General features: G+C 68.5%; 19 protein-coding genes. 10 read left to right on the forward strand and 9 right to left on the reverse strand.

The window, feature by feature from the left end:
- Window positions 1-93: 93 nt before the first annotated feature.
- Together KK483_RS17615 and KK483_RS17620 are read left to right on the forward strand one after the other, a co-directional pair.
- A complete protein-coding gene (locus tag KK483_RS17615; protein WP_262006169.1) occupies window positions 94-990 on the forward strand; it encodes a LysR family transcriptional regulator in 897 nt (298 codons plus the stop codon).
- Window positions 991-1110: 120 nt separating this feature from the next.
- Window positions 1111-1590, forward strand: a complete 480-nt coding sequence (locus KK483_RS17620; RefSeq protein ID WP_262006170.1) for an NUDIX domain-containing protein — start codon at window positions 1111-1113, stop codon at window positions 1588-1590.
- A gap of 73 nt (window positions 1591-1663) precedes the next feature.
- On the opposite strand, the gene KK483_RS17625 is transcribed toward KK483_RS17620, so the two are convergent.
- The gene (locus KK483_RS17625) at window positions 1664-3214 is read right to left on the reverse strand and encodes a globin domain-containing protein (protein WP_262006171.1); all 1551 of its coding nucleotides are present in this window, start codon (window positions 3212-3214) and stop codon (window positions 1664-1666) included.
- 623 nt (window positions 3215-3837) lie between these two features.
- Between KK483_RS17625 and KK483_RS17635 the strand changes: the two genes are divergently transcribed.
- Both KK483_RS17635 and KK483_RS17640 read left to right on the forward strand, forming a co-directional pair.
- Window positions 3838-4383 carry a DUF2269 domain-containing protein gene (locus tag KK483_RS17635; RefSeq protein ID WP_262006172.1) on the forward strand — a complete coding sequence of 182 codons (546 nt, stop codon included), beginning with the start codon at window positions 3838-3840 and terminating at the stop codon, window positions 4381-4383.
- 5 nt (window positions 4384-4388) lie between these two features.
- Window positions 4389-5291 carry a GNAT family N-acetyltransferase gene (locus KK483_RS17640; protein WP_262006173.1) on the forward strand — a complete coding sequence of 301 codons (903 nt, stop codon included), beginning with the start codon at window positions 4389-4391 and terminating at the stop codon, window positions 5289-5291.
- Between the two features lie 3 nt (window positions 5292-5294).
- Here KK483_RS17640 and KK483_RS17645 read toward each other — a convergent pair whose 3' ends face one another.
- Both KK483_RS17645 and KK483_RS17650 read right to left on the reverse strand, forming a co-directional pair.
- Window positions 5295-5744, reverse strand: coding sequence for a heme-binding protein (locus tag KK483_RS17645; protein ID WP_262006174.1), 450 nt, complete (start codon window positions 5742-5744; stop codon window positions 5295-5297).
- Window positions 5745-5817: 73 nt separating this feature from the next.
- Window positions 5818-7047: an MFS transporter gene (locus KK483_RS17650; RefSeq protein ID WP_262006175.1), complete on the reverse strand. Its 1230-nt coding sequence runs from the start codon at window positions 7045-7047 to the stop codon at window positions 5818-5820.
- Window positions 7048-7204: 157 nt separating this feature from the next.
- Here KK483_RS17650 and KK483_RS17655 point away from each other — a divergent pair, with 157 nt between their 5' ends.
- Together KK483_RS17655 and KK483_RS17660 are read left to right on the forward strand one after the other, a co-directional pair.
- The gene (locus KK483_RS17655; protein ID WP_262006176.1) at window positions 7205-7669 is read left to right on the forward strand and encodes a MarR family winged helix-turn-helix transcriptional regulator; all 465 of its coding nucleotides are present in this window, start codon (window positions 7205-7207) and stop codon (window positions 7667-7669) included.
- A gap of 77 nt (window positions 7670-7746) precedes the next feature.
- Window positions 7747-8199 (forward strand): GNAT family N-acetyltransferase, encoded by a 453-nt coding sequence (locus KK483_RS17660; RefSeq protein WP_262006177.1) that lies wholly within the window; start codon window positions 7747-7749, stop codon window positions 8197-8199.
- Between the two features lie 116 nt (window positions 8200-8315).
- Here the strand turns inward: KK483_RS17660 and KK483_RS17665 are convergent, their stop codons facing one another.
- Together KK483_RS17665 and dnaB are read right to left on the reverse strand one after the other, a co-directional pair.
- Entirely contained in the window at window positions 8316-9695 is a 1380-nt protein-coding gene (locus tag KK483_RS17665) for a serine hydrolase (protein ID WP_262006179.1), read from the reverse strand.
- A gap of 75 nt (window positions 9696-9770) precedes the next feature.
- Window positions 9771-11258 carry a replicative DNA helicase gene (dnaB, locus tag KK483_RS17670; protein ID WP_262006180.1) on the reverse strand — a complete coding sequence of 496 codons (1488 nt, stop codon included), beginning with the start codon at window positions 11256-11258 and terminating at the stop codon, window positions 9771-9773.
- Window positions 11259-11681: 423 nt separating this feature from the next.
- Here dnaB and KK483_RS17675 point away from each other — a divergent pair, with 423 nt between their 5' ends.
- Window positions 11682-13019: an MATE family efflux transporter gene (locus KK483_RS17675; RefSeq protein ID WP_262006181.1), complete on the forward strand. Its 1338-nt coding sequence runs from the start codon at window positions 11682-11684 to the stop codon at window positions 13017-13019.
- A gap of 104 nt (window positions 13020-13123) precedes the next feature.
- Here KK483_RS17675 and rplI read toward each other — a convergent pair whose 3' ends face one another.
- The 4 genes from rplI to rpsF all read right to left on the reverse strand — a co-directional run bounded on the left by rplI (window position 13124) and on the right by rpsF (window position 14845).
- Window positions 13124-13570, reverse strand: coding sequence for a 50S ribosomal protein L9 (rplI, locus tag KK483_RS17680; RefSeq protein WP_262006182.1), 447 nt, complete (start codon window positions 13568-13570; stop codon window positions 13124-13126).
- Between the two features lie 18 nt (window positions 13571-13588).
- The gene (rpsR, locus tag KK483_RS17685) at window positions 13589-13825 is read right to left on the reverse strand and encodes a 30S ribosomal protein S18 (RefSeq protein WP_005315025.1); all 237 of its coding nucleotides are present in this window, start codon (window positions 13823-13825) and stop codon (window positions 13589-13591) included.
- Window positions 13826-13895: 70 nt separating this feature from the next.
- Window positions 13896-14480, reverse strand: coding sequence for a single-stranded DNA-binding protein (locus tag KK483_RS17690; protein WP_262006183.1), 585 nt, complete (start codon window positions 14478-14480; stop codon window positions 13896-13898).
- Window positions 14481-14554: 74 nt separating this feature from the next.
- Complete coding sequence (gene rpsF, locus KK483_RS17695) at window positions 14555-14845, reverse strand: 30S ribosomal protein S6 (RefSeq protein WP_093655579.1); 291 nt, start codon at window positions 14843-14845, stop codon at window positions 14555-14557.
- Between the two features lie 283 nt (window positions 14846-15128).
- Between rpsF and KK483_RS17700 the strand changes: the two genes are divergently transcribed.
- The 3 genes from KK483_RS17700 (at window position 15129) to KK483_RS17710 (ending at window position 17794) form a co-directional block, all read left to right on the forward strand.
- Window positions 15129-15443: a hypothetical protein gene (locus KK483_RS17700; RefSeq protein ID WP_262006184.1), complete on the forward strand. Its 315-nt coding sequence runs from the start codon at window positions 15129-15131 to the stop codon at window positions 15441-15443.
- A 137-nt stretch (window positions 15444-15580) separates the two neighbouring features.
- A complete protein-coding gene (locus tag KK483_RS17705) occupies window positions 15581-16699 on the forward strand; it encodes an aminoacyltransferase (protein ID WP_262006185.1) in 1119 nt (372 codons plus the stop codon).
- Between the two features lie 63 nt (window positions 16700-16762).
- The gene (locus KK483_RS17710) at window positions 16763-17794 is read left to right on the forward strand and encodes an alanine racemase (protein ID WP_262006186.1); all 1032 of its coding nucleotides are present in this window, start codon (window positions 16763-16765) and stop codon (window positions 17792-17794) included.
- Window positions 17795-17796 lie beyond the last annotated feature (2 nt).

Here is a 17796-nt window from a genome sequence, read left to right on the forward strand (position 1 = left end):
CGCGGAGAACCTCTCGAACAAGGCTAGTTGACTCTGCGTCAGTGTCCAATCACACCAGCGACAGCGACCTATCGACTTATTTATAGTTGTGCGATGGACCTGGCCTTGTTGCGCACATTCGTCACGGTGCACCGGGCGGGCTCGTTCACCCGCGCCGCAGCGCTGCTCGGCCTCTCCCAGCCCGCGGTGACCAGCCAGATCCGCACCCTTGAGCGCCAGCTGGGGCGGCCGCTCTTCCTGCGCCAGGCGCGCGGCGTCACCCCCACGACGATCGGCGACGAGCTGGCTCATCGCGCCGCCCCGCATCTGGACGCTCTCGTCGAGATCGCCGAGGCCGGACTGGACGAGGAATCCGGCGTCCGCACACTGCACCTCGCCGGGCCGCCCGAGTTCGTCTCCCTGCGGGTGCTTCCCGCCCTCACACCGCTGATCTCGCAGGGACTCGCGTTACGGACCTCCTTCTGCGGCAGCGCCGAGGAGGCCCTCGAAGGGCTGGCGGCCGGGCACCATGATCTCGCCGTCGCAACGGCCCGCCCGCGTGGCGGACTGCTCACCTCGACCCCGCTCTGCGACGAGGAGCACGTCCTGGTCGCCTCGCCGCGCTGGGCAGCGAGGCTGGGCCCTGGCGCGCTAGGAGGCAAGGACTCCGTGGTGCTGGAGCAGTTGCCGGTGGTGGAGGTCCATGAGTCCCTGCCGTTCGTCTCGCGTTTCTGGGCCGCCGTGTTCGACAGCCGTCCGCCTGCCGCAGGCACCGTCATCGCGCCGGATCTGCGTGCGGTGCTGGAGTCCGCCGCGGCAGACGCCGGACTGGCCGTCCTGCCGCGCTATCTGTGCGAGGGCGAGCTGAAGAGCGGACGGCTCGTGGCGCTGCTCGACCCGCCCGTTCCTCCGCTGCGCACGTACTTCCTCGTCGTCCGCACCGGGACGCTCGCACTGCCGCACATCGCACGGGCACACGACAGCCTCGTGCAGGCGGCGGCGGACTGGTGAGGCGTCCTCGTGACAGCCGGGCGACACCGAGTGACGCCCGGCGAGCGGCAACGAGTGCCGCCCAGCGACAGGCATGTGGAGGAGAGTTTCAGAACGGGCGTCGTGGGCCACTCTCTGACCATGACCGAACGGCCAGTGGTCAAGCGCACCGCACGCGCCATCCTCCTCGACGGCGACTCCCTCGTCCTGATCAAGCGCACCAAGCCGGGCGTGGATCCGTACTGGGTCACGCCGGGCGGTGGAGTCGAGCCCACCGACGCGACCGTCGTGGAAGCCCTTCACCGTGAAGTGGACGAGGAGCTCGGCGCCAAGATCGTCGATGTGGTGCCCTGTTTCGTCGACACCGTCGAGCACATCGTGGACGGCGGAGTCTCGGGCGTGAAGGTGCAGCACTTCTTCGTCTGCCGGCTGGCGTCGATGGACGAATCGCGGCGCCACGGCCCCGAGGTGGAGGAGCCCTGCGGCGAGTACGAGATCGTCCGAGTGCCCTTCAGCCGCGTCGGGATCGCCGCCGTCCATCTCGTGCCGCTGTCCCTGCGGCACTATCTGGACGGCAATATCGAGGGCGTCCGCGCGATGCACGCGCCCGATCTGGGCTGACCCCAGGGGTTCCCGATCCGTCGCCGAGCTGCCGCCCGCGTGAGGAGCTCTCCGACGCCGGTGCCCGGGATCCCTAGTCGGCTGCCGCGACGAGTTCCTCGAGGGAGTCGTGCCGGATCCGCTCGAAGGGGATGCCGACGCCCGTCAGCGCGTGCACACCGCTGCGGATCATCCCGACCGGACCGGAGAGGTACGCGTCGTACTCGTTCCACGGACCGTATTCGCGTACGGCGTCGGGCAGCTGGGCCTTGCCGTCGACGATGGGCCGGACCTGGAGCCAGGGGTGGCTCTGCTGGAGCCGCAGCATCGTGTCGATGTCATAGAGGTCGTGGTCGGTGCGTGCCCCGTAGAAGACCTCCACCGGCCGCCGCTCACCGTGCTCGGCGACGTCCTCGACCAGCGCCTTGATCGGGGCGATACCGGTGCCACCGCCCAGACAGAGCAGGCCGTTGTCGGTCGTGTGGTCGACGGTCATGGACCCGGCGGGCGGGCCGAGACGCAGCACGTCGCCAGGGCGGGCGTGATGGACCAGGGCGTTCGAGACCCAGCCGGCCGGGACGGCCTTGACGTGGAAGGACAGCAGCCCGTCGGAGCGCGGGGCACCCGCGAAGGAGTAGTGCCGCCAGATCCGCGGCCACCACGGCGTCTCCAGACTGGTGTACTGCCCGGCCAGGAACGGATACGGCTGGTCCGGCCGGACCGTGACGACCGCGATGTCCGGGGTCCTGAGGTCGTGCGAGACGACCTCCGCATGCCACCAGGCGGGCGCGTGCAGCTCGTTCTCGGCAGCGGAGTCGATCATGATCTGGGAGATCGTCGTGTAGGTACGAACCCAGGCGGCCTCTGCCTCGTCGTCCCAGGTCGTCGTGGCGTAGCGGCTGAGCGCGCCGATAAGGGCCTCGCCGACGGCGGGGTAATGAGCGGGCTGGGTGCCGTACTTGCGGTGGCCGCGGCCGAGATGCTGGAGATAGTCGACGAGCACGGCGGTGTTGTCCATGTGCTCGGCGGCGGTGAGCAGGGCCTTGAGGAGCCGGTCGCGCTGGGTGTCCATCGCGGCGGGGAAGAGGGAGCGCAGCTCGGGGTGGCGGACGAAGAGCAGCGCGTAGAAGTAGGAGGTGACCTTGTCGGCCACGGGGCCGACCTCCGCCATGGTGCGGCGGACGAGTATCGCGTCGGGCGAGGCGTTGCTCTGCTGCTCGTGGGCGGCGGACGCGTGCGCCGGCTGCTGGGGCTCGGAGTACGCGTGGTGGGACGCGGGGGCCTCGGGGGCAGGGGCTTCGGGTGCGCCGCCGTAGACGGGCGTGTAGGGGGCGTGCTCATACGGAGCACGGGCCTGGGGGACGCGGGCCTCGGGGGCGGGGCGCTGCGGTCCGGGCGAGTTCCCGTACGGCGGGGTCGCGGCGGCCCGTTCGGCGCCGGTGCCCACCGGTCGTATCGCGGCCACAGGACGGGTCGGCGGCGCTATTCGGCCCTCGCCGTCCTCACCCGCCGCACCGCCCTCGGGGTGCGGGCCGGGCCGGCTCGCACCCCGCTTACGAGGAGTGAACCAGCCACCCCCGCCGTTGTTCGCACCGTTCTCGCCCGAAGTGCCGTTGTCGGCCGACGTGGTGGTCGGAGCGTCCATTGTGTGCCTCGCCTCGAACATCTTTCGGTCGGTCTGCGTCGCACTTCCGCTGGTCCGGAACGTGCCTCAGTTCCCCGCTCTGCCTCGCTGCTGCTCTGCTTCAGGACCTCTGCCGGGCCCACACTAGCCCTTGCCGTGGCGGGTATCGGGACGAGTGGGAAAGTCCGGGTATCGGCGCCGGTTCTCCCGTTAGGCTGCATTGCCCCCATGCCTGTTGCAGCCTGTCCGAAGCCGTGGCCGGGTACAAGGTCTCAGGTATCGGATTGCCGGGGCGCCAACGGCCCTCACGGACTACCGACGGAATCGCACCAGTTCGTCTTCCTCCCGCAGTTCGTTCCCCGTATGGATGTGTGGCGAGCCCGGACAGATGATGGTCCGCATTCACCGCCACCGCAACGGGCACCGCGGCGAAGATGTGCGCGTCGAACATCGAATCACCATATGCAACACAGCCGTCCAGGTTCACCCCGAACTCTGCACAGACCTGGTTCCCGATCTTCACCTTCGTCACCGCCGCGACAGCGAAGAGATACTACGGTTCGCTATGTACGCCGACGCTAGTACGGACGGTTACTCCCGCTGTCAGACGCGAGGGCAGCATGGCTCGCGGCACGGTGTTTCACGTGAAACCACTCAAGCGTCCCGCACGACGGGCCATCCTCGTTGTCCATGTCTCCGCATCCGCGAGCTGGCTCGGGCTCTCCCTCGGACTGCTCGGGTTGAGCGTCGCGGCGATCGCATCCGACTCCCAGGCCGCCGCCGAAGCCTCGTATCGCTCGATGGCCGTCTTCGCGAACTGGCTGATGGTCCCGATCGCTCTGCTGACCCTCGTCAGCGGTGTGGTGCTGTCGCTCGGTACGCCATGGGGGCTCGCCCGATACCACTGGGTCTGGACCAAGTTCTGGCTCACCCTGGTCACGACGGGGCTGACCGTCTTCTCGCTACGGCCCGGGGTGAACACGGCCGCGGAAGAGGCCGCCGCGGGGATCGCGGTGACGGATGCCTCCGGGCTCCTCGCCGCCCCGATCGTCTCCCTCTCCGCCTATCTGTTCATGACGGCGATCTCGGTCCTCAAGCCCTGGGGAATGACACGACGCGGAAAACGTCTACGGGTCTCGGCCACTTCCGGTAAAGCGCTGGACGAACGATCTCTGCGTCCGACAGCCTGACCTTCATGTCGACACCGCTCAGCGAGCTCCCCATCCGGCGTCTGACGACGTCGGACCTGACGTCCTGCGCCGATCTCTCCGAAGACCGGGGCTGGCCGCGTGAGGAGCACAAATGGGGTCTGTTGCTCGCGGCGGGAGCCGGATACGGCATCGACGATCCCTCCGGCAAGGGTCTGACCGCGGCGTGCATCGTGACGTCGTACGGCCCCGGTCCTGGCCCCGCCGCCGACTCCGGGCTGGCGGCGATCGGCATGGTGCTGGTGGCCGAGCGCCACTCCCGACAGGGCGTCGGGCGGCGGCTGATGACACATGTACTGGCGGAGCACGGACCGATTCCGCTCACCCTGCATGCCACTCCGTACGGGCAACCGCTCTACGAAGAGCTGGGCTTCACGGCTGTCGGCCGTGCCGAGATGGTCAGCGGCCACTTCCGCGCCGCCGGGCCCGCCGCCGAGCCTCCGATCGGGGCTGCGGCCGGGATCACGACCCGTCCGGCGACCGCCGACGACCTTCCCGCGATCCTCCGCCTCGACACGGAGGTCTTCGGCCTGGACCGCACCCATATGATCACCCGCCTTCCCGCCTTCGCCGACCAACTGAGGGTCGCGGAGTCCAACGGCGTTCTCACGGGCTACGCGGCCGCCTGGCCCAATATGGCGACCCATGTGATCGGCCCCCTCATCGCCCGCGACACGGAGACGGCGAAGGCCCTGTTCGCTTCCCTGGCCGCCCACACGGACCGTCCTCTGCGCACCGACATCGACGTGCGTCACGAGGAACTACTCAACTGGCTGAAGGCGAACGGGCTGGCCCCGATCGCCTTCAATGCCGTCATGACCCACGGCATCCCCGCCCTCCCCGGCGACTGGGCGCGCCGCTTCGCGCCGCTGACGGTGGCGGCGGGCTGAGGGTCAGCGGGAAGCCGGTTCCAGCGCCTGGAGCGCTTCCAGGGCCGCGGTCGCGAAGCCGTGATCCTGATCCGGCGCGCCGCCGCCGATGCCGATGGCGCCGATGAGACGCCCGTCGCGGTGGACCGGGATGCCTCCCGCGATGAAGAGGAGCGGGCGGTCCAGGGCGGTCGGGAGGGTATGGAAGAGGCCGCCGGGCTGGACCGCGTCGACGAGGTCTGCCGTGGGGGTGTTCAGCTGGAGCGCGGTGTACGCCTTACGTGTGCTGGTCTCACCGGCGATGAGCACGGCCCGGTCGTCGCGGCGGAAGGCCAGCGGATGGCCTCCGGCGTCAAGGACGCTGATGGCTACGGCCACACCGGCCGCCTCGGCCGAGACCCGGGCGGCCTCGACGAGAGTCTCGGCGTTCTGGGTGGTCAGCGGGGCGACGGTAGGGGCAGTGGCGGTGGTCATGGTGAACTCCTCGGTGTGAGTGCGTGATTGAGGCAAGCGTGAGATCAAGAGCGGGACGGCAACGAGTCGACCGTCAGTCGCGGGCCGCGACCATCGCCGCGGACCCGGCGACGGGCGAGCCGGTAACGACGCGGCTCTCACGGCGGATCTCCCGGCGGATCTCCCGGCGCTCCAGCGCGCTGGACAGGAGCGCCAGCGCAAGCGCCGAGGCCGCAAGGAGCGCGCCGACCCCGTTCGGAGCCGTGAAGCCGAGTCCGGCCGCGATCACCAGACCGCCGAGCCAGGCAGAGAGCGCGTTGCCGAGGTTGAAAGCGCCGATGTTGACCGCCGAGGCCAGCGTCGGGGCGCCCGATGCGTGATCCAGAACCCGCTTCTGGAGAGGCGGCACCGTGGCGAAGCCGAGCCCGCCGACGAGCACGATGGTGACCGCTGCCGCGATCTTGCTGTGCGCGGTGACGGTGAACAGCGCCAGCACAAGAGCGAGTGCACCGAGCGAGGTGTACAGCAGCGGCATCAGCGCCCGGTCCGCGAGCCTGCCGCCGACGAGGTTGCCGCCGACCATGCCCAGGCCGAAGAGGACGAGCAGCCAGGTGACCGAGGAGTCCGCGAAGCCGGCGACCTCGGTCATCATCGGCGTGATGTAGGTGATCGCGGCGAAGACGCCGCCGAAGCCGAGCACCGTCATCGCCATGGCCAGCAGGACCTGTGCATTGCGGAACGCGGCGAGCTCATGGCGCAGCCGTACGCCCTCGGGCTTGGGCTGCTCCGGCACCAGCCTGGCGACACCGGCGAGACCCAGCACACCCAGCCCGGCGACGATGACGAACGTGGCCCGCCAGCCGACGCTCTGACCGATGAAGGTACCCGCGGGAACGCCGACGACGTTGGCCACGGTCAGCCCGGTGAACATCATGGCGATGGCGCCGGCCTTCTTCTCGGGTGCGACAAGATCGGCCGCGACCACAGAGCCGATGCCGAAGAACGCACCGTGGGCGAGCGAGGCGACCACGCGGCCCGCGAGCATCACCCCGAAGGACGGGGCGATCGCGGAGACCACGTTGCCCACGATGAACAGGCCCATCAGCAGCATCAACATGCGCTTGCGGGAGACCTTGGTCCCCAGGACCGTCATCAGCGGGGCACCCAGCACAACGCCCAGCGCGTAGCCAGTGACCAGATATCCGGCCGCCGGTATGGACACCTGGAAGTCGTCGGCGACCTCGGGGAGCAACCCCATGATCACGAACTCGGTGGTGCCGATACCGAATGCCCCGATGGCGAGGGCGAGGAGCGCGAGCGGCATGGGGTCCAACCTTTCCCAGAAGATTGCTTCTGCGCCTTACAAGCGTCGACAATAATTCTGCGCGCCGTTAATTGCAAACGCGGGCTATTGCAGAGGTCGTCTACTCTGTAGACAGGCAGCTCCGCGGCGCTCCTGCACCGGACGAAGGAGAAGATCGATGACAGCGACGGACCCGGGACTCACCGCTCTCGCCCAGAGCTGGTGCGCTCTCTCCCTGCTCCACGGCAGAATCGAGGCGCATATCGAGCGAGCGCTGCAGGCCAAGCATGATCTGAGCGTCCGCGAGTACTCGCTGCTCGACGTGCTGAGCCGTCAGCACAACGGCCCGGGCGGCCATCTCCAGATGAAGCAGGTCGCCGACGCCGTCGTCCTCAGCCAGAGCGCCACCACCCGCCTGGTCACGCGTCTCGAGGACCGTGCGCTGCTGAGCCGCTACATCTGCGACACCGACCGCAGGGGCATCTACACCGATGTCACGGAGGCCGGCCTGGCACTCCTCACCGAAGCCAGGCCGACAAACGACGGCGCGCTGCGCGAGGCGCTCGACGAGGCGGCGAAGAACCCCGAGCTCGCCCCGCTCGTCAGGACGGTCGAGGAACTCCGGATCCCCTCGCCCGCCTGAGCACCCAGGGCCGTTGTCGGCCCGCGGGCCGACACCAGGGTGGGGCACAGAGAGGGGTCCCCTCTAGGCTGCGGATCATGAGCGATCTGCAGATACGGCCCGCCTCCCCCGCCGATATCCCCGCCATCGTCGCGATGCTCGCCGACGACCCGCTGGGTGCCAGGCGTGAGTCGCCGGACGACCTCACCCCGTACACGGCGGCGTACGAGCGGCTGGCGAACGATCCGAACCAGTGTCTGATCGTCGCCGAGCGCGAGGGTCGGGTCGTCGGCACTCTGCAGCTCACCGTCATCCCCGGGCTGTCCCGGCGGGGTGCCACCCGCTCGATCATCGAAGCCGTACGGATCCACACCGACGAACGCGGCGGCGGACTGGGCACCCAGCTCATCGAATGGGCCGTCGACGAATCCCGGCGCCGGAACTGCCGGCTCGTCCAGCTGACCTCCGACGCCACTCGCATCGACGCCCACCGGTTCTACGAGCGACTCGGCTTCGAGGCGTCCCACCTGGGATTCAAGCGCGCGCTGTGAGGGTGGCTGGACGAGGCTCGGTCACCCCGCGCATGCGTACCCCTCTGGAGCGCGAACTGGCCGCCTGACTGGAAGCGTTACTCTGCCCGTGGCCTCGGTCCGTTTCACGTGAAACATCACCGCAGGCCGCGCCAGCCGGACTCGTCCACACCTCCGGGCACATCCGCAGCAGGGTCGTACGGCTCGCGCGTAAAGACGAACGAACCCAGATCGAGATGGTCCACCGATCCGTCGGCCCGTCGCACCACGCGCAGCGTCTCTCCGGCGAAGTACCCGTCGAGACCCGTCCAGCGATTGCCTTCGCCCGCATCGAACCGCGAGCCGCGACCGTTTCCTCTCAGCGGGTAGAGCTCCAGGCCCCGCTCGGCCACGAGCTTCAGCCCGAAGGCGCTCGTGCCCCAGTACCAGGGCCCTGTCAGCTCCAGCAGCTGCTCGTCCACCACCGGCATCGGCCGCCAGGGTTCGGGGAGCCTGGGCTCCGCCTCGGCGACGATCCCTACGAGATCGGCGGCCACAGCGCCGGTCAGTGGACCCGAGGTGGCGTTGGCGAGCGCCACTCCGGCAACTCCCTCTTCCACGCTCACCCACAGACAGGCGATGAACCCGGGCAGCGAACCCGTGTGCCCAATGAGCGTGCAGCCGTCCCGCCGTACCAGTTGCAGGCCCAGACCGTAGCCGCTCTCCCACTCGCCGGCTTCCAGCGGCACTGATGGTGCGCGCATCTCACACACGGACTCCGCGCTCAGCACGCGGTCGTCGCCGTCCGCGAGGAAACCCCCGAAGCGGCACAGGTCCGAGGCGGTCGACCACAGCTGGCCTGCCGGGGCCATCAACCCCAGATCCTCGGCCGGTTCGGGCATCATCACATCCGCCCAGGGATGCACTGCCCAGCCGCCCGCATGCGGGGCCTGCGGTCGCGTGCTTGTCCGGGTGAGTCCGAGCGGCTCCAGGATCTCGCTGCGCAGCACGGCCGCCCACGAGTTGCCTCGCATCGCCTCGATGAGTGAACCGAGCAGGGTGTAGCCGGGGTTGGAGTAGTGGTGCCGACGCCCCACGGGATGAAGCAGCGGCTTCTCGCCGAGTACATCGCCCAGTTCGGGGCGGAGGCTGCCGGACGTCCGCTCCCACCAGGGAGCGGGGCTCTCGGCGGCCAGTCCCGCGCTGTGTCCCAGGAGTTGGGCAATGGTCACCTCGCCGACCCCGGTACCGGGCAGATGCTTCTCCAGCGCATCGCCCAGGTCCAGTAGCCCTTCGTCCCGCAGCCTCATCACCAGCACGGCTGTGAAGGTCTTCGTGATGGAGCCGATGCGGTACTGGGTGTCGGCATCCGGAGCATGGCCGTCGACGCAGCTACGCGCGCCGCTCCAGATGCGTTGCCCGTCCCTGGCCACAGCCCCGACGAGGGAAGGGGCGCGGCCCTCGGCCTGCGCGGTGGCGACTCGGTGGAGCAGCGCCCGCTCGGTGCTGGGCAGCAGCGCTTCATGAGGTGAGGTCATGGTCAAGCTCTACCGCTGCGGCACGTCCCAGGTCGAATGAAAACCGCTGCCGAAGTCGCCGGTCGACGGTGCGGATCAGGTCTGGGCCATGTCGACGAAGCGCGAATAGTGGCCTTGGAAGGCGACCGTGATCGTCGCCGTGGGGCCGTTACGGTGCTTGGCCACGATCAGGTCCGCCTCGCCCGCGCGCGGCGACTCCTTCTCGTACGCGTCCTCGCGGTGCAGCAGGATCACCATGTCCGCGTCCTGCTCGATGGAGCCGGACTCTCGCAGGTCGGAGACCATCGGCTTCTTGTCCGTCCGCTGCTCGGGGCCACGATTCAGCTGGGAGAGGGCGATCACCGGGACCTCAAGCTCCTTGGCCAGCAGCTTGAGGTTACGGGACATGTCCGAGACCTCCTGCTGACGGCTCTCGGCCCGCTTGGAACCGCCGGACTGCATCAGCTGGAGGTAGTCGATGACGACCAGCTTGAGATCGTTGCGCTGCTTGAGCCGCCGGCACTTGGCGCGGATCTCCATCATCGACAGGTTCGGGGAGTCGTCGATGTAGAGCGGAGCCTGGGATACATCCGGCATCCGGCGGGCGAGGCGGGTCCAGTCCTCGTCGGTCATGGTCCCGGAGCGCATGTGGTGCAGCGCCACTCGCGCTTCTGCGGACAGCAGACGCATCGCGATCTCGTTGCGGCCCATTTCGAGGGAGAAGATGACGCTCGGCAGATTGTTCTTGATCGACGCCGCGCGGGCGAAGTCCAGGGCCAGAGTGGACTTACCCATGGCCGGACGGGCCGCGATGACGATCATCTGGCCGGGGTGCAGCCCATTGGTGAGCGAGTCGAAGTCGGTGAAGCCGGTCGGCACACCCGTCATCTCGCCGCTGCGTGAGCCGATCGCCTCGATCTCGTCGAGCGCGCCCTCCATGATCTCGCCGAGCGGGAGATAGTCCTCGCTGGTCCGCTGCTCGGTGACGGCGTAGATCTCGGCCTGGGCCGAGTTCACGATCTCGTCGACGTCGCCGTCCGCCGCGTATCCCATCTGCGTGATACGGGTGCCGGCCTCCACGAGCCGCCGCAGCACCGCGCGCTCGTGGACGATTTCCGCGTAGTAGGAGGCGTTGGCCGCTGTCGGCACCGACTGGACCAACGTGTGGAGGTACGAGGCGCCACCGACACGGGTGATCTCTCCCCGCTTGGTGAGCTCGGCGGCCACCGTGATGGGGTCGGCGGGCTCGCCCTTGGCATAGAGATCGAGGATGGCCTGATAGACGGTCTCATGGGCGGGCCGGTAGAAGTCATGGCCCTTGATGATCTCCACGACGTCCGCGATGGCGTCCTTGGACAGCAGCATGCCGCCGAGGACGGACTGCTCGGCGTCGAGGTCCTGAGGCGGCACCCGCTCGAAGCCGCCGGGAGCCGCGTCGTCCCAGGGGCCACTCTCCCTGCCGCGCTCGTGCTGCTCCTCGCGGCCACGCCCACGACCCTCACCGCGGCGCTGGCGGGAGACCGGGAGTCGGTCGCTGGGACCGGTGTCGGCCCAGGGACCGTCCAGGGGCTCGGGAATGCTCACCGGCCACCTCCTCCCGTCCGCTCGGCGGACCTCGCCGTGGCACTCTTTCTACGGCACAGCACTGACAAATCGAATGGCCCGACTCCGCTTCCGGCGAGTCGGGGGCCGGTCTACGTTAGAGCCGCGGGCACCGTCAGCCAATCTGGTTATCCACAGGCCATGTGGACAGCGGACCTGATGCTGTGGAGAACCCCACGGAACCTGTGCACGGACCAGGGGACGGCACTGTGGACAAAGTCATACCCAGGCCACCGGACCAGCTCTGACCTGCACACTTTCCATCCACCGGCTGTGGGGGAGAAAAACTTCACCAGCCGGATCAAGATCAGAACAAACGACGCAGAGCAGAAGCCGCATCTCCCTTACAGGTAAGGACCACAGGACAATTGCATCTCTTACCTGTGGAAGATTAGATTGGGGCCCATGACCCAGGCCCCTGTGGCACCGAAGACCAGCCGACGACGACATGACCGCGAGATCATCGCGCTGGCCGTCCCCGCCTTCGGCGCCCTCGTCGCCGAGCCACTTTTCGTCATGGTCGACAGCGCCGTCGTCGGCCATCTCGGCACTCCCCAACTCGCCGGCCTGGGGGTCGCCGCCGCTCTGCTCACCACAGCAGTGAGTGTCTTCATCTTCCTCGCGTACGCAACGACGGCCGCGGTCGCGCGCCGGGTGGGCGCGGGTGACCTGAGCGCCGCGATCCGCCAGGGCATGGACGGCATCTGGCTCGCCCTGCTGCTCGGTGCCGCCGTCATCGCACTGGCTCTTCCCGGGGCACCCTCCCTCGTCGAGCTCTTCGGGGCCTCCGACACGGCCGCTCCCTACGCCACGACCTATCTCAGGATCGCCAGCCTGGGCATCCCGGCGATGCTCGTGGTCATGGCCGCCACCGGCGTGCTGCGCGGCCTGCAGGACACCCGCACGCCCCTGTACGTCGCGATAGCCGGCTTCGCCGCCAACGCGGCTCTCAATGTCGGGCTCGTCTACGGCGCAGGGCTGGGGATCGCAGGTTCCGCCTGGGGCACCGTGATCGCCCAATGGGGAATGGCCGCTGCCTACCTTGTCGTGGTCATCCGCGGCGCCCGCCGACACGGCGCCTCGCTTCGCCCCGATGCCGCCGGCATACGTGCGAGTGCCCATGCGGGCGTGCCGCTCCTGGTGCGTACGCTTTCGCTGCGCGCCGTCCTGATGATCGCCACCGCCGTGGCGGCTCGGCTCGGCGATACGGACATCGCCGCGCACCAGATCATCCTCGCCCTCTGGAGTCTGATGGCCTTCGCCCTGGACTCCATCGCGATCGCGGGTCAGGCGATCATCGGGCGCTATCTCGGCGCCGACGACCCCGAAGGGGCGCGGGAGGCATGCCGCCGCATGGTGCAGTGGGGCATCGCCTCAGGGGTGGCACTGGGAATCCTGATCGTGCTCGCCCGTCCGCTCTTCATTCCCCTCTTCACCAGCGACCAGTCGGTGAAGGACACCCTGCTCCCCGCACTGTTGGTCGTGGCGCTCTCCCAGCCGATCGCCGGTGTGGTCTTCGTCCTGGACGGCGTACTGATGGGCGCCGGTGACGGCCCCTATCTCGCCGGAGCGATGCTGGTGACCCTGGCGGTCTTCGCCCCGGTCGCCCTGCTCGTTCCGACCCTCGGCGGCGGGCTGACCGCCCTCTGGTGGGCGATGACGCTCATGATGACGGTCCGCATGCTGACCCTGTGGCTGCGTGCACGGTCGGGTCGCTGGATTGTGACAGGCGCGACGCGCTGACGATCCGGTCCGCTCTCGGTCATGTTTCACGTGAAACAGCGAGAGGGCCGCACCCCATGGGTGCGGCCCTCTGATGCTCTGCGAGCAGCTTTGCCGGCAGTCGCTCAGGCAGCGACGACCTCGACGCCAAGCTTGGCGGCAACCTCGGGGTGCAGACGCACAGACACCTGGTGCGAGCCCAGGGTCTTGATCGGCGAACCGAGCTCGACACGGCGCTTGTCGACGTCCGGGCCACCGGCGGACTTGATCGCCGAGGCGATGTCAGCCGGGGTAACGGAGCCGAAGAGGCGGCCGGCGTCGCCGGAGCGAACGCTCAGACGCACCTTCACGCCCTCGAGCTTGGCCTTGATCTCGTTGGCCTGCTCGATGGTCGCGATCTCGTGGATCTTGCGAGCGCGACGGATCTGCGCGACGTCCTTCTCGCCACCCTTGGTCCAGCGGATCGCGAAACCACGCGGGATCAGGTAGTTGCGAGCGTAGCCGTCCTTGACGTCCACGACATCGCCGGCAGCGCCGAGGCCGGAGACCTCGTGGGTGAGGATGATCTTCATGTTTCGGTCACCCTTCCCTTATCGCGCGGTGGACGTGTAGGGCAGCAGCGCCATCTCACGGCTGTTCTTCACGGCCGTGGCGACGTCACGCTGGTGCTGCGTGCAGTTGCCGGTCACGCGGCGGGCACGGATCTTGCCGCGGTCGGAAATGAACTTCCGCAGCATGTTCGTGTCCTTGTAGTCCACGTACGCGGTCTTGTCCTTGCAGAATGCGCAGACCTTCTTCTTCGGCTTGCGCACAGGCGGCTTCGCCATGGTGTATCTCCTGTGTGATCAAGAAGTGGGGGTACGAGCTGCCCCTGGGGGATCCCGGTGGGACCGACCCTTAGAAGGGGGGCTCGTCCGAGTAGCCGCCGCCGGAGCTTCCGCCCCAGCCACCACCGCCGCCACCGCCGCCACCCTGCTGGCCACCGCCGGCCGGGGCACTGGTGGCCCAGGGGTCGTCGGCGGGAGCACCGCCGCCACCCTGCTGGGCACCGCTGGGACCGCCGCCCCAGCTGCCACCGCCCTGCTGGCCGCCGCCATAGCCGCCCTGACCACCGCGACCGGTGGTCTTGGTGACCTTGGCCGTGGCGTTCTTGAGGCTGGGGCCGACTTCCTCGACGTCCAGCTCGTAGACCGTGCGCTTGACGCCCTCGCGGTCCTCATAGGACCGCTGCTTCAGCCGGCCCTGCACGACGACGCGCATGCCTCGCTGGAGCGACTCGGCGACGTTCTCCGCCGCCTGCCGCCAGACCGAGCAGGTCAGGAACAGGCTCTCGCCGTCCTTCCACTCATTCGTCTGACGGTCGAAGGTGCGGGGAGTGGACGCGACGCGGAACTTCGCGACCGCCGCACCGGACGGGGTGAAGCGCAGCTCGGGGTCGTCGACGAGATTGCCGACGACCGTGATGACGGTCTCGCCTGCCATGGGTGAACCTCTCGGCGGGGATTGCTTCTGGCTGCTTGCTGCTACTCGAACCCGATGACCTCTGAGCTAGGTGCTCAGTGGGTCTCGGGACGGAGGACCTTGGTCCGGAGGACCGACTCGTTCAGGTTCATCTGGCGGTCGAGCTCCTTGACGACCGCAGGCTCGGCCTGCAGGTCGATGACCGAGTAGATGCCCTCGGGCTTCTTCTTGATCTCGTAAGCGAGACGACGACGGCCCCAGGTGTCGACCTTCTCCACCTTTCCGTTGCCCTCACGGACGACGGAGAGGAAGTTCTCGATCAGCGGGGAGACAGAACGCTCCTCGAGATCGGGGTCGAGGATGACCATCACCTCGTAGTGACGCATGTGGAACCCACCTCCTTTGGACTCAGCGGCCACGGTCGTTCCGTGGCAGGAGGGTCGTGATGCGTAAGCATCGATGTCTACGAGTAAATCAGGCGCCACTGACAATCGGCCTCGGTTGACGAGGGATCGAGTGCTGGCCTGGGCAGACACCGGTGCAGACCGTACAGAGTACCCGCACACCCGCTTCGGGTTGAAATCCGGCGACCGAGGACCGCACCCTGTACGCATCGGATGTGGGCGGCGTCACAGTGCGCCGCCTTCCGGCAACGCCAGGAGGTGCTCCATGGCACAAGCACAACCGAACCCCACCGGCTCTCTCCTCGCCACGGACGGCAAGCCCCACCCCCTCCAGGACACCCTGATGGCGGTGACCCTGTTTCTGGGTGCGGTGGCCTTTGTGAGCGCGCAGTTCCACGGCCTCCATCTGCTGAGCTCCTGGTCCGGACTGATCGGGATCCTCACCGGCGGCTACGGTCAGTTCATCTCGGCGACGACCCGCGAACGCTTCCTTCTGATCGTCGGTCTCGGTGCCTCGGCCATCGGTTTCTTCCTCGGGATGGCCCACGGCGGGCTCTTCGGCGGCTTGGTCGGCTACTAGTACCCCCCTCTGAAGGCCATGCGGGGCCCGGGGCCCGGGGCATCCCACCGAAAGGTGGTCCCCGGGCCCAGTAGGCTTCGGCGCGAGAGCCGGAGCCCCTGTACCCATGGGGACACACCTGCCGAGGAGCGCCCCGCATGAGCCTGACCCTGAGGACCATCAGCCGAGAGCAGCATCTGGCGTACATCCAGACCCTGCCCGCGGCGAGTCACTGCCAGGTCCCGGCATGGGCGGACGTCAAGACGGAGTGGCGCTCGGAGAACCTCGGCTGGTTCGACAAGAGCGGTGAGCTCGTCGGCGTCGGTCTCGTCCTGTACCGGCAGCTGCCCAAGATCAAGCGGTACCTCGCCTATCTCCCCGAGGGTCCGGTGATCAACTGGTACGCGCCGAACCTGGACGACTGGCTGCAGCCGATGCTGGCCCACCTCAAGAACCAGGGCGCCTTCTCCGTGAAGATGGGCCCGCCGGTCGTCATCCGCCGCTGGGACGCCCCGGCGATCAAGGCCGGAATCCAGGACCCGGACGTGAAGCGCCTGCGCGACGTCGAGGCCACCCACATCGAGCCGCGCGCCTTCGAGGTCGCCGACCGGCTCCGCAAGATGGGCTGGCAGCAGGGCGAGGACGGCGGCGCCGGCTTCGGTGACGTACAGCCCCGGTACGTCTACCAGGTGCCGCTGGCCAACCGGTCCCTCGACGATGTCCTCAAGGGCTTCAACCAGCTCTGGCGGCGCAACATCAAGAAGGCCGAGAAGGCCGGCGTCGAGGTGGTCCAGGGCGGCTACGACGACCTCGCCGAGTGGCAGCGGCTCTACGAGATCACGGCCGAGCGCGACCGCTTCCGGCCCCGCCCGCTCTCGTACTTCCAGCGCATGTGGACGGTCCTGAACAGCGAGGACCCCAACCGCATGCGGCTCTACTTCGCGCGGCACGACGGGGTGAACCTGTCCGCCGCGACCATGCTCGTCGTCGGCGGTCACGTCTGGTACTCCTACGGAGCCTCGGACAACATCGGCCGCGAGGTCCGGCCCTCGAACGCGATGCAGTGGCGGATGCTGCGCGATGCCTATGCCATGGGTGCCACCGTCTACGACCTGCGCGGCATCAGTGACTCGCTCGACGAGAGCGACCACCTCTTCGGCCTCATCCAGTTCAAGGTCGGCACCGGCGGAGAAGCCGTCGAGTACGTCGGCGAGTGGGACTTCCCGCTCAACAAGCTGCTGCACAAGGCGCTCGACATGTACATGTCCCGTCGCTGATGCTTCCGTAACCCGCTCATATCTCTGATACACCGCTCACCCCAGAAAGGTTCCGGACCGGCCATGGCGCTCTCCCTCTACGTCGACACCGCTCGCTGGCGGGCGCACCAGAAGTCCGTGATCGACCAGTTCCCCGGCCTGGTCCCGGTCTGCAAGGGCAATGGCTACGGATTCGGCCATGAGCGGCTCGCGGAGGAGACGACCCGCTTCGGCTCGGACATGCTCGCCGTCGGCACGACCTACGAAGCGGCCCGGATCAAGGACTGGTTCAGCGGCGACCTCCTCGTCCTGACGCCCTTCCGCCGGGGAGAAGAGCCCGTGCCGCTGCCGGACCGGGTCATCCGCTCGGTCTCCTCCGTCGACGGTGTGCACGCTCTCGTCGGCGCGCGCGTGGTCATCGAGTGCATGAGCTCCATGAAGCGCCACGGCGTCTCCGAGCACGAGCTGGGCCAACTGCACGCCGCCATCGAGGACGTACGCCTGGAGGGCTTCGCGCTGCACCTGCCGCTGGACCGGACGGACGGCTCGGACGCGGTCGAAGAGGTCATCGGGTGGATGGACCGGCTGCGCAGCGCCCGGCTGCCGCTCCACACCATGTTTGTGAGCCATCTCGGCGCCGCGGAACTGGCCCGGCTGCAGCAGCAGTTCCCGCAGACCCGGTTCCGCGCACGGATCGGCACCCGGCTGTGGCTCGGCGACCACGAGGCCACCGAGTACCGCGGCTCCGTCCTCGACGTCACCCCCGTCGCCAAGGGCGACCGGTTCGGCTACCGGCAACAGAAGACGGCCTCGGACGGCTGGCTGGTCGTCGTGGCCGGCGGCACCTCCCACGGCGTCGGGCTGGAGGCGCCGAAGGCACTGCACGGCGTCATGCCGCGTGCCAAGGGCGTGGCCCGGGCGGGCCTGGCCACCGTCAACCGCAACCTGTCGCCGTTCGTCTGGGCGGGCAAGCAGCGCTGGTTCGCCGAGCCGCCGCACATGCAGGTCTCCATCCTGTTCATCCCGGCGGACTCGCAGGAGCCGAAGGTCGGCGACGAGCTGGTCGCCCACCTGCGCCACACCACCACGCAGTTCGACCGCCTGGTCGACCGCTAGGA

The organism is Streptomyces sp. FIT100, from assembly GCF_024584805.1.
Taxonomy (GTDB): Bacteria; Actinomycetota; Actinomycetes; order Streptomycetales; family Streptomycetaceae; genus Streptomyces.

Bases quoted from the DNA above. Each gene is read 5' to 3' on its own strand.
- KK483_RS17710 (WP_262006186.1), top strand. From the start codon at position 16,763: ATGGCGCTCTCCCTCTACGTCGACACCGCTCGCTGGCGGGCGCACCAG.
- KK483_RS17675 (WP_262006181.1), top strand. From the start codon at position 11,682: ATGACCCAGGCCCCTGTGGCACCGAAGACCAGCCGACGACGACATGAC.
- KK483_RS17700 (WP_262006184.1), top strand. From the start codon at position 15,129: ATGGCACAAGCACAACCGAACCCCACCGGCTCTCTCCTCGCCACGGAC.
- KK483_RS17655 (WP_262006176.1), top strand. From the start codon at position 7,205: ATGACAGCGACGGACCCGGGACTCACCGCTCTCGCCCAGAGCTGGTGC.
- KK483_RS17665 (WP_262006179.1), bottom strand. From the start codon at position 9,695: ATGACCTCACCTCATGAAGCGCTGCTGCCCAGCACCGAGCGGGCGCTG.
- rpsF (WP_093655579.1), bottom strand. From the start codon at position 14,845: ATGCGTCACTACGAGGTGATGGTCATCCTCGACCCCGATCTCGAGGAG.
- KK483_RS17620 (WP_262006170.1), top strand. From the start codon at position 1,111: ATGACCGAACGGCCAGTGGTCAAGCGCACCGCACGCGCCATCCTCCTC.
- KK483_RS17690 (WP_262006183.1), bottom strand. From the start codon at position 14,480: ATGGCAGGCGAGACCGTCATCACGGTCGTCGGCAATCTCGTCGACGAC.
- KK483_RS17650 (WP_262006175.1), bottom strand. From the start codon at position 7,047: ATGCCGCTCGCGCTCCTCGCCCTCGCCATCGGGGCATTCGGTATCGGC.
- KK483_RS17705 (WP_262006185.1), top strand. From the start codon at position 15,581: ATGAGCCTGACCCTGAGGACCATCAGCCGAGAGCAGCATCTGGCGTAC.
- KK483_RS17625 (WP_262006171.1), bottom strand. From the start codon at position 3,214: ATGGACGCTCCGACCACCACGTCGGCCGACAACGGCACTTCGGGCGAG.
- rplI (WP_262006182.1), bottom strand. From the start codon at position 13,570: ATGAAGATCATCCTCACCCACGAGGTCTCCGGCCTCGGCGCTGCCGGC.
- KK483_RS17640 (WP_262006173.1), top strand. From the start codon at position 4,389: ATGTCGACACCGCTCAGCGAGCTCCCCATCCGGCGTCTGACGACGTCG.
- KK483_RS17645 (WP_262006174.1), bottom strand. From the start codon at position 5,744: ATGACCACCGCCACTGCCCCTACCGTCGCCCCGCTGACCACCCAGAAC.
- KK483_RS17615 (WP_262006169.1), top strand. From the start codon at position 94: ATGGACCTGGCCTTGTTGCGCACATTCGTCACGGTGCACCGGGCGGGC.
- rpsR (WP_005315025.1), bottom strand. From the start codon at position 13,825: ATGGCGAAGCCGCCTGTGCGCAAGCCGAAGAAGAAGGTCTGCGCATTC.
- KK483_RS17660 (WP_262006177.1), top strand. From the start codon at position 7,747: ATGAGCGATCTGCAGATACGGCCCGCCTCCCCCGCCGATATCCCCGCC.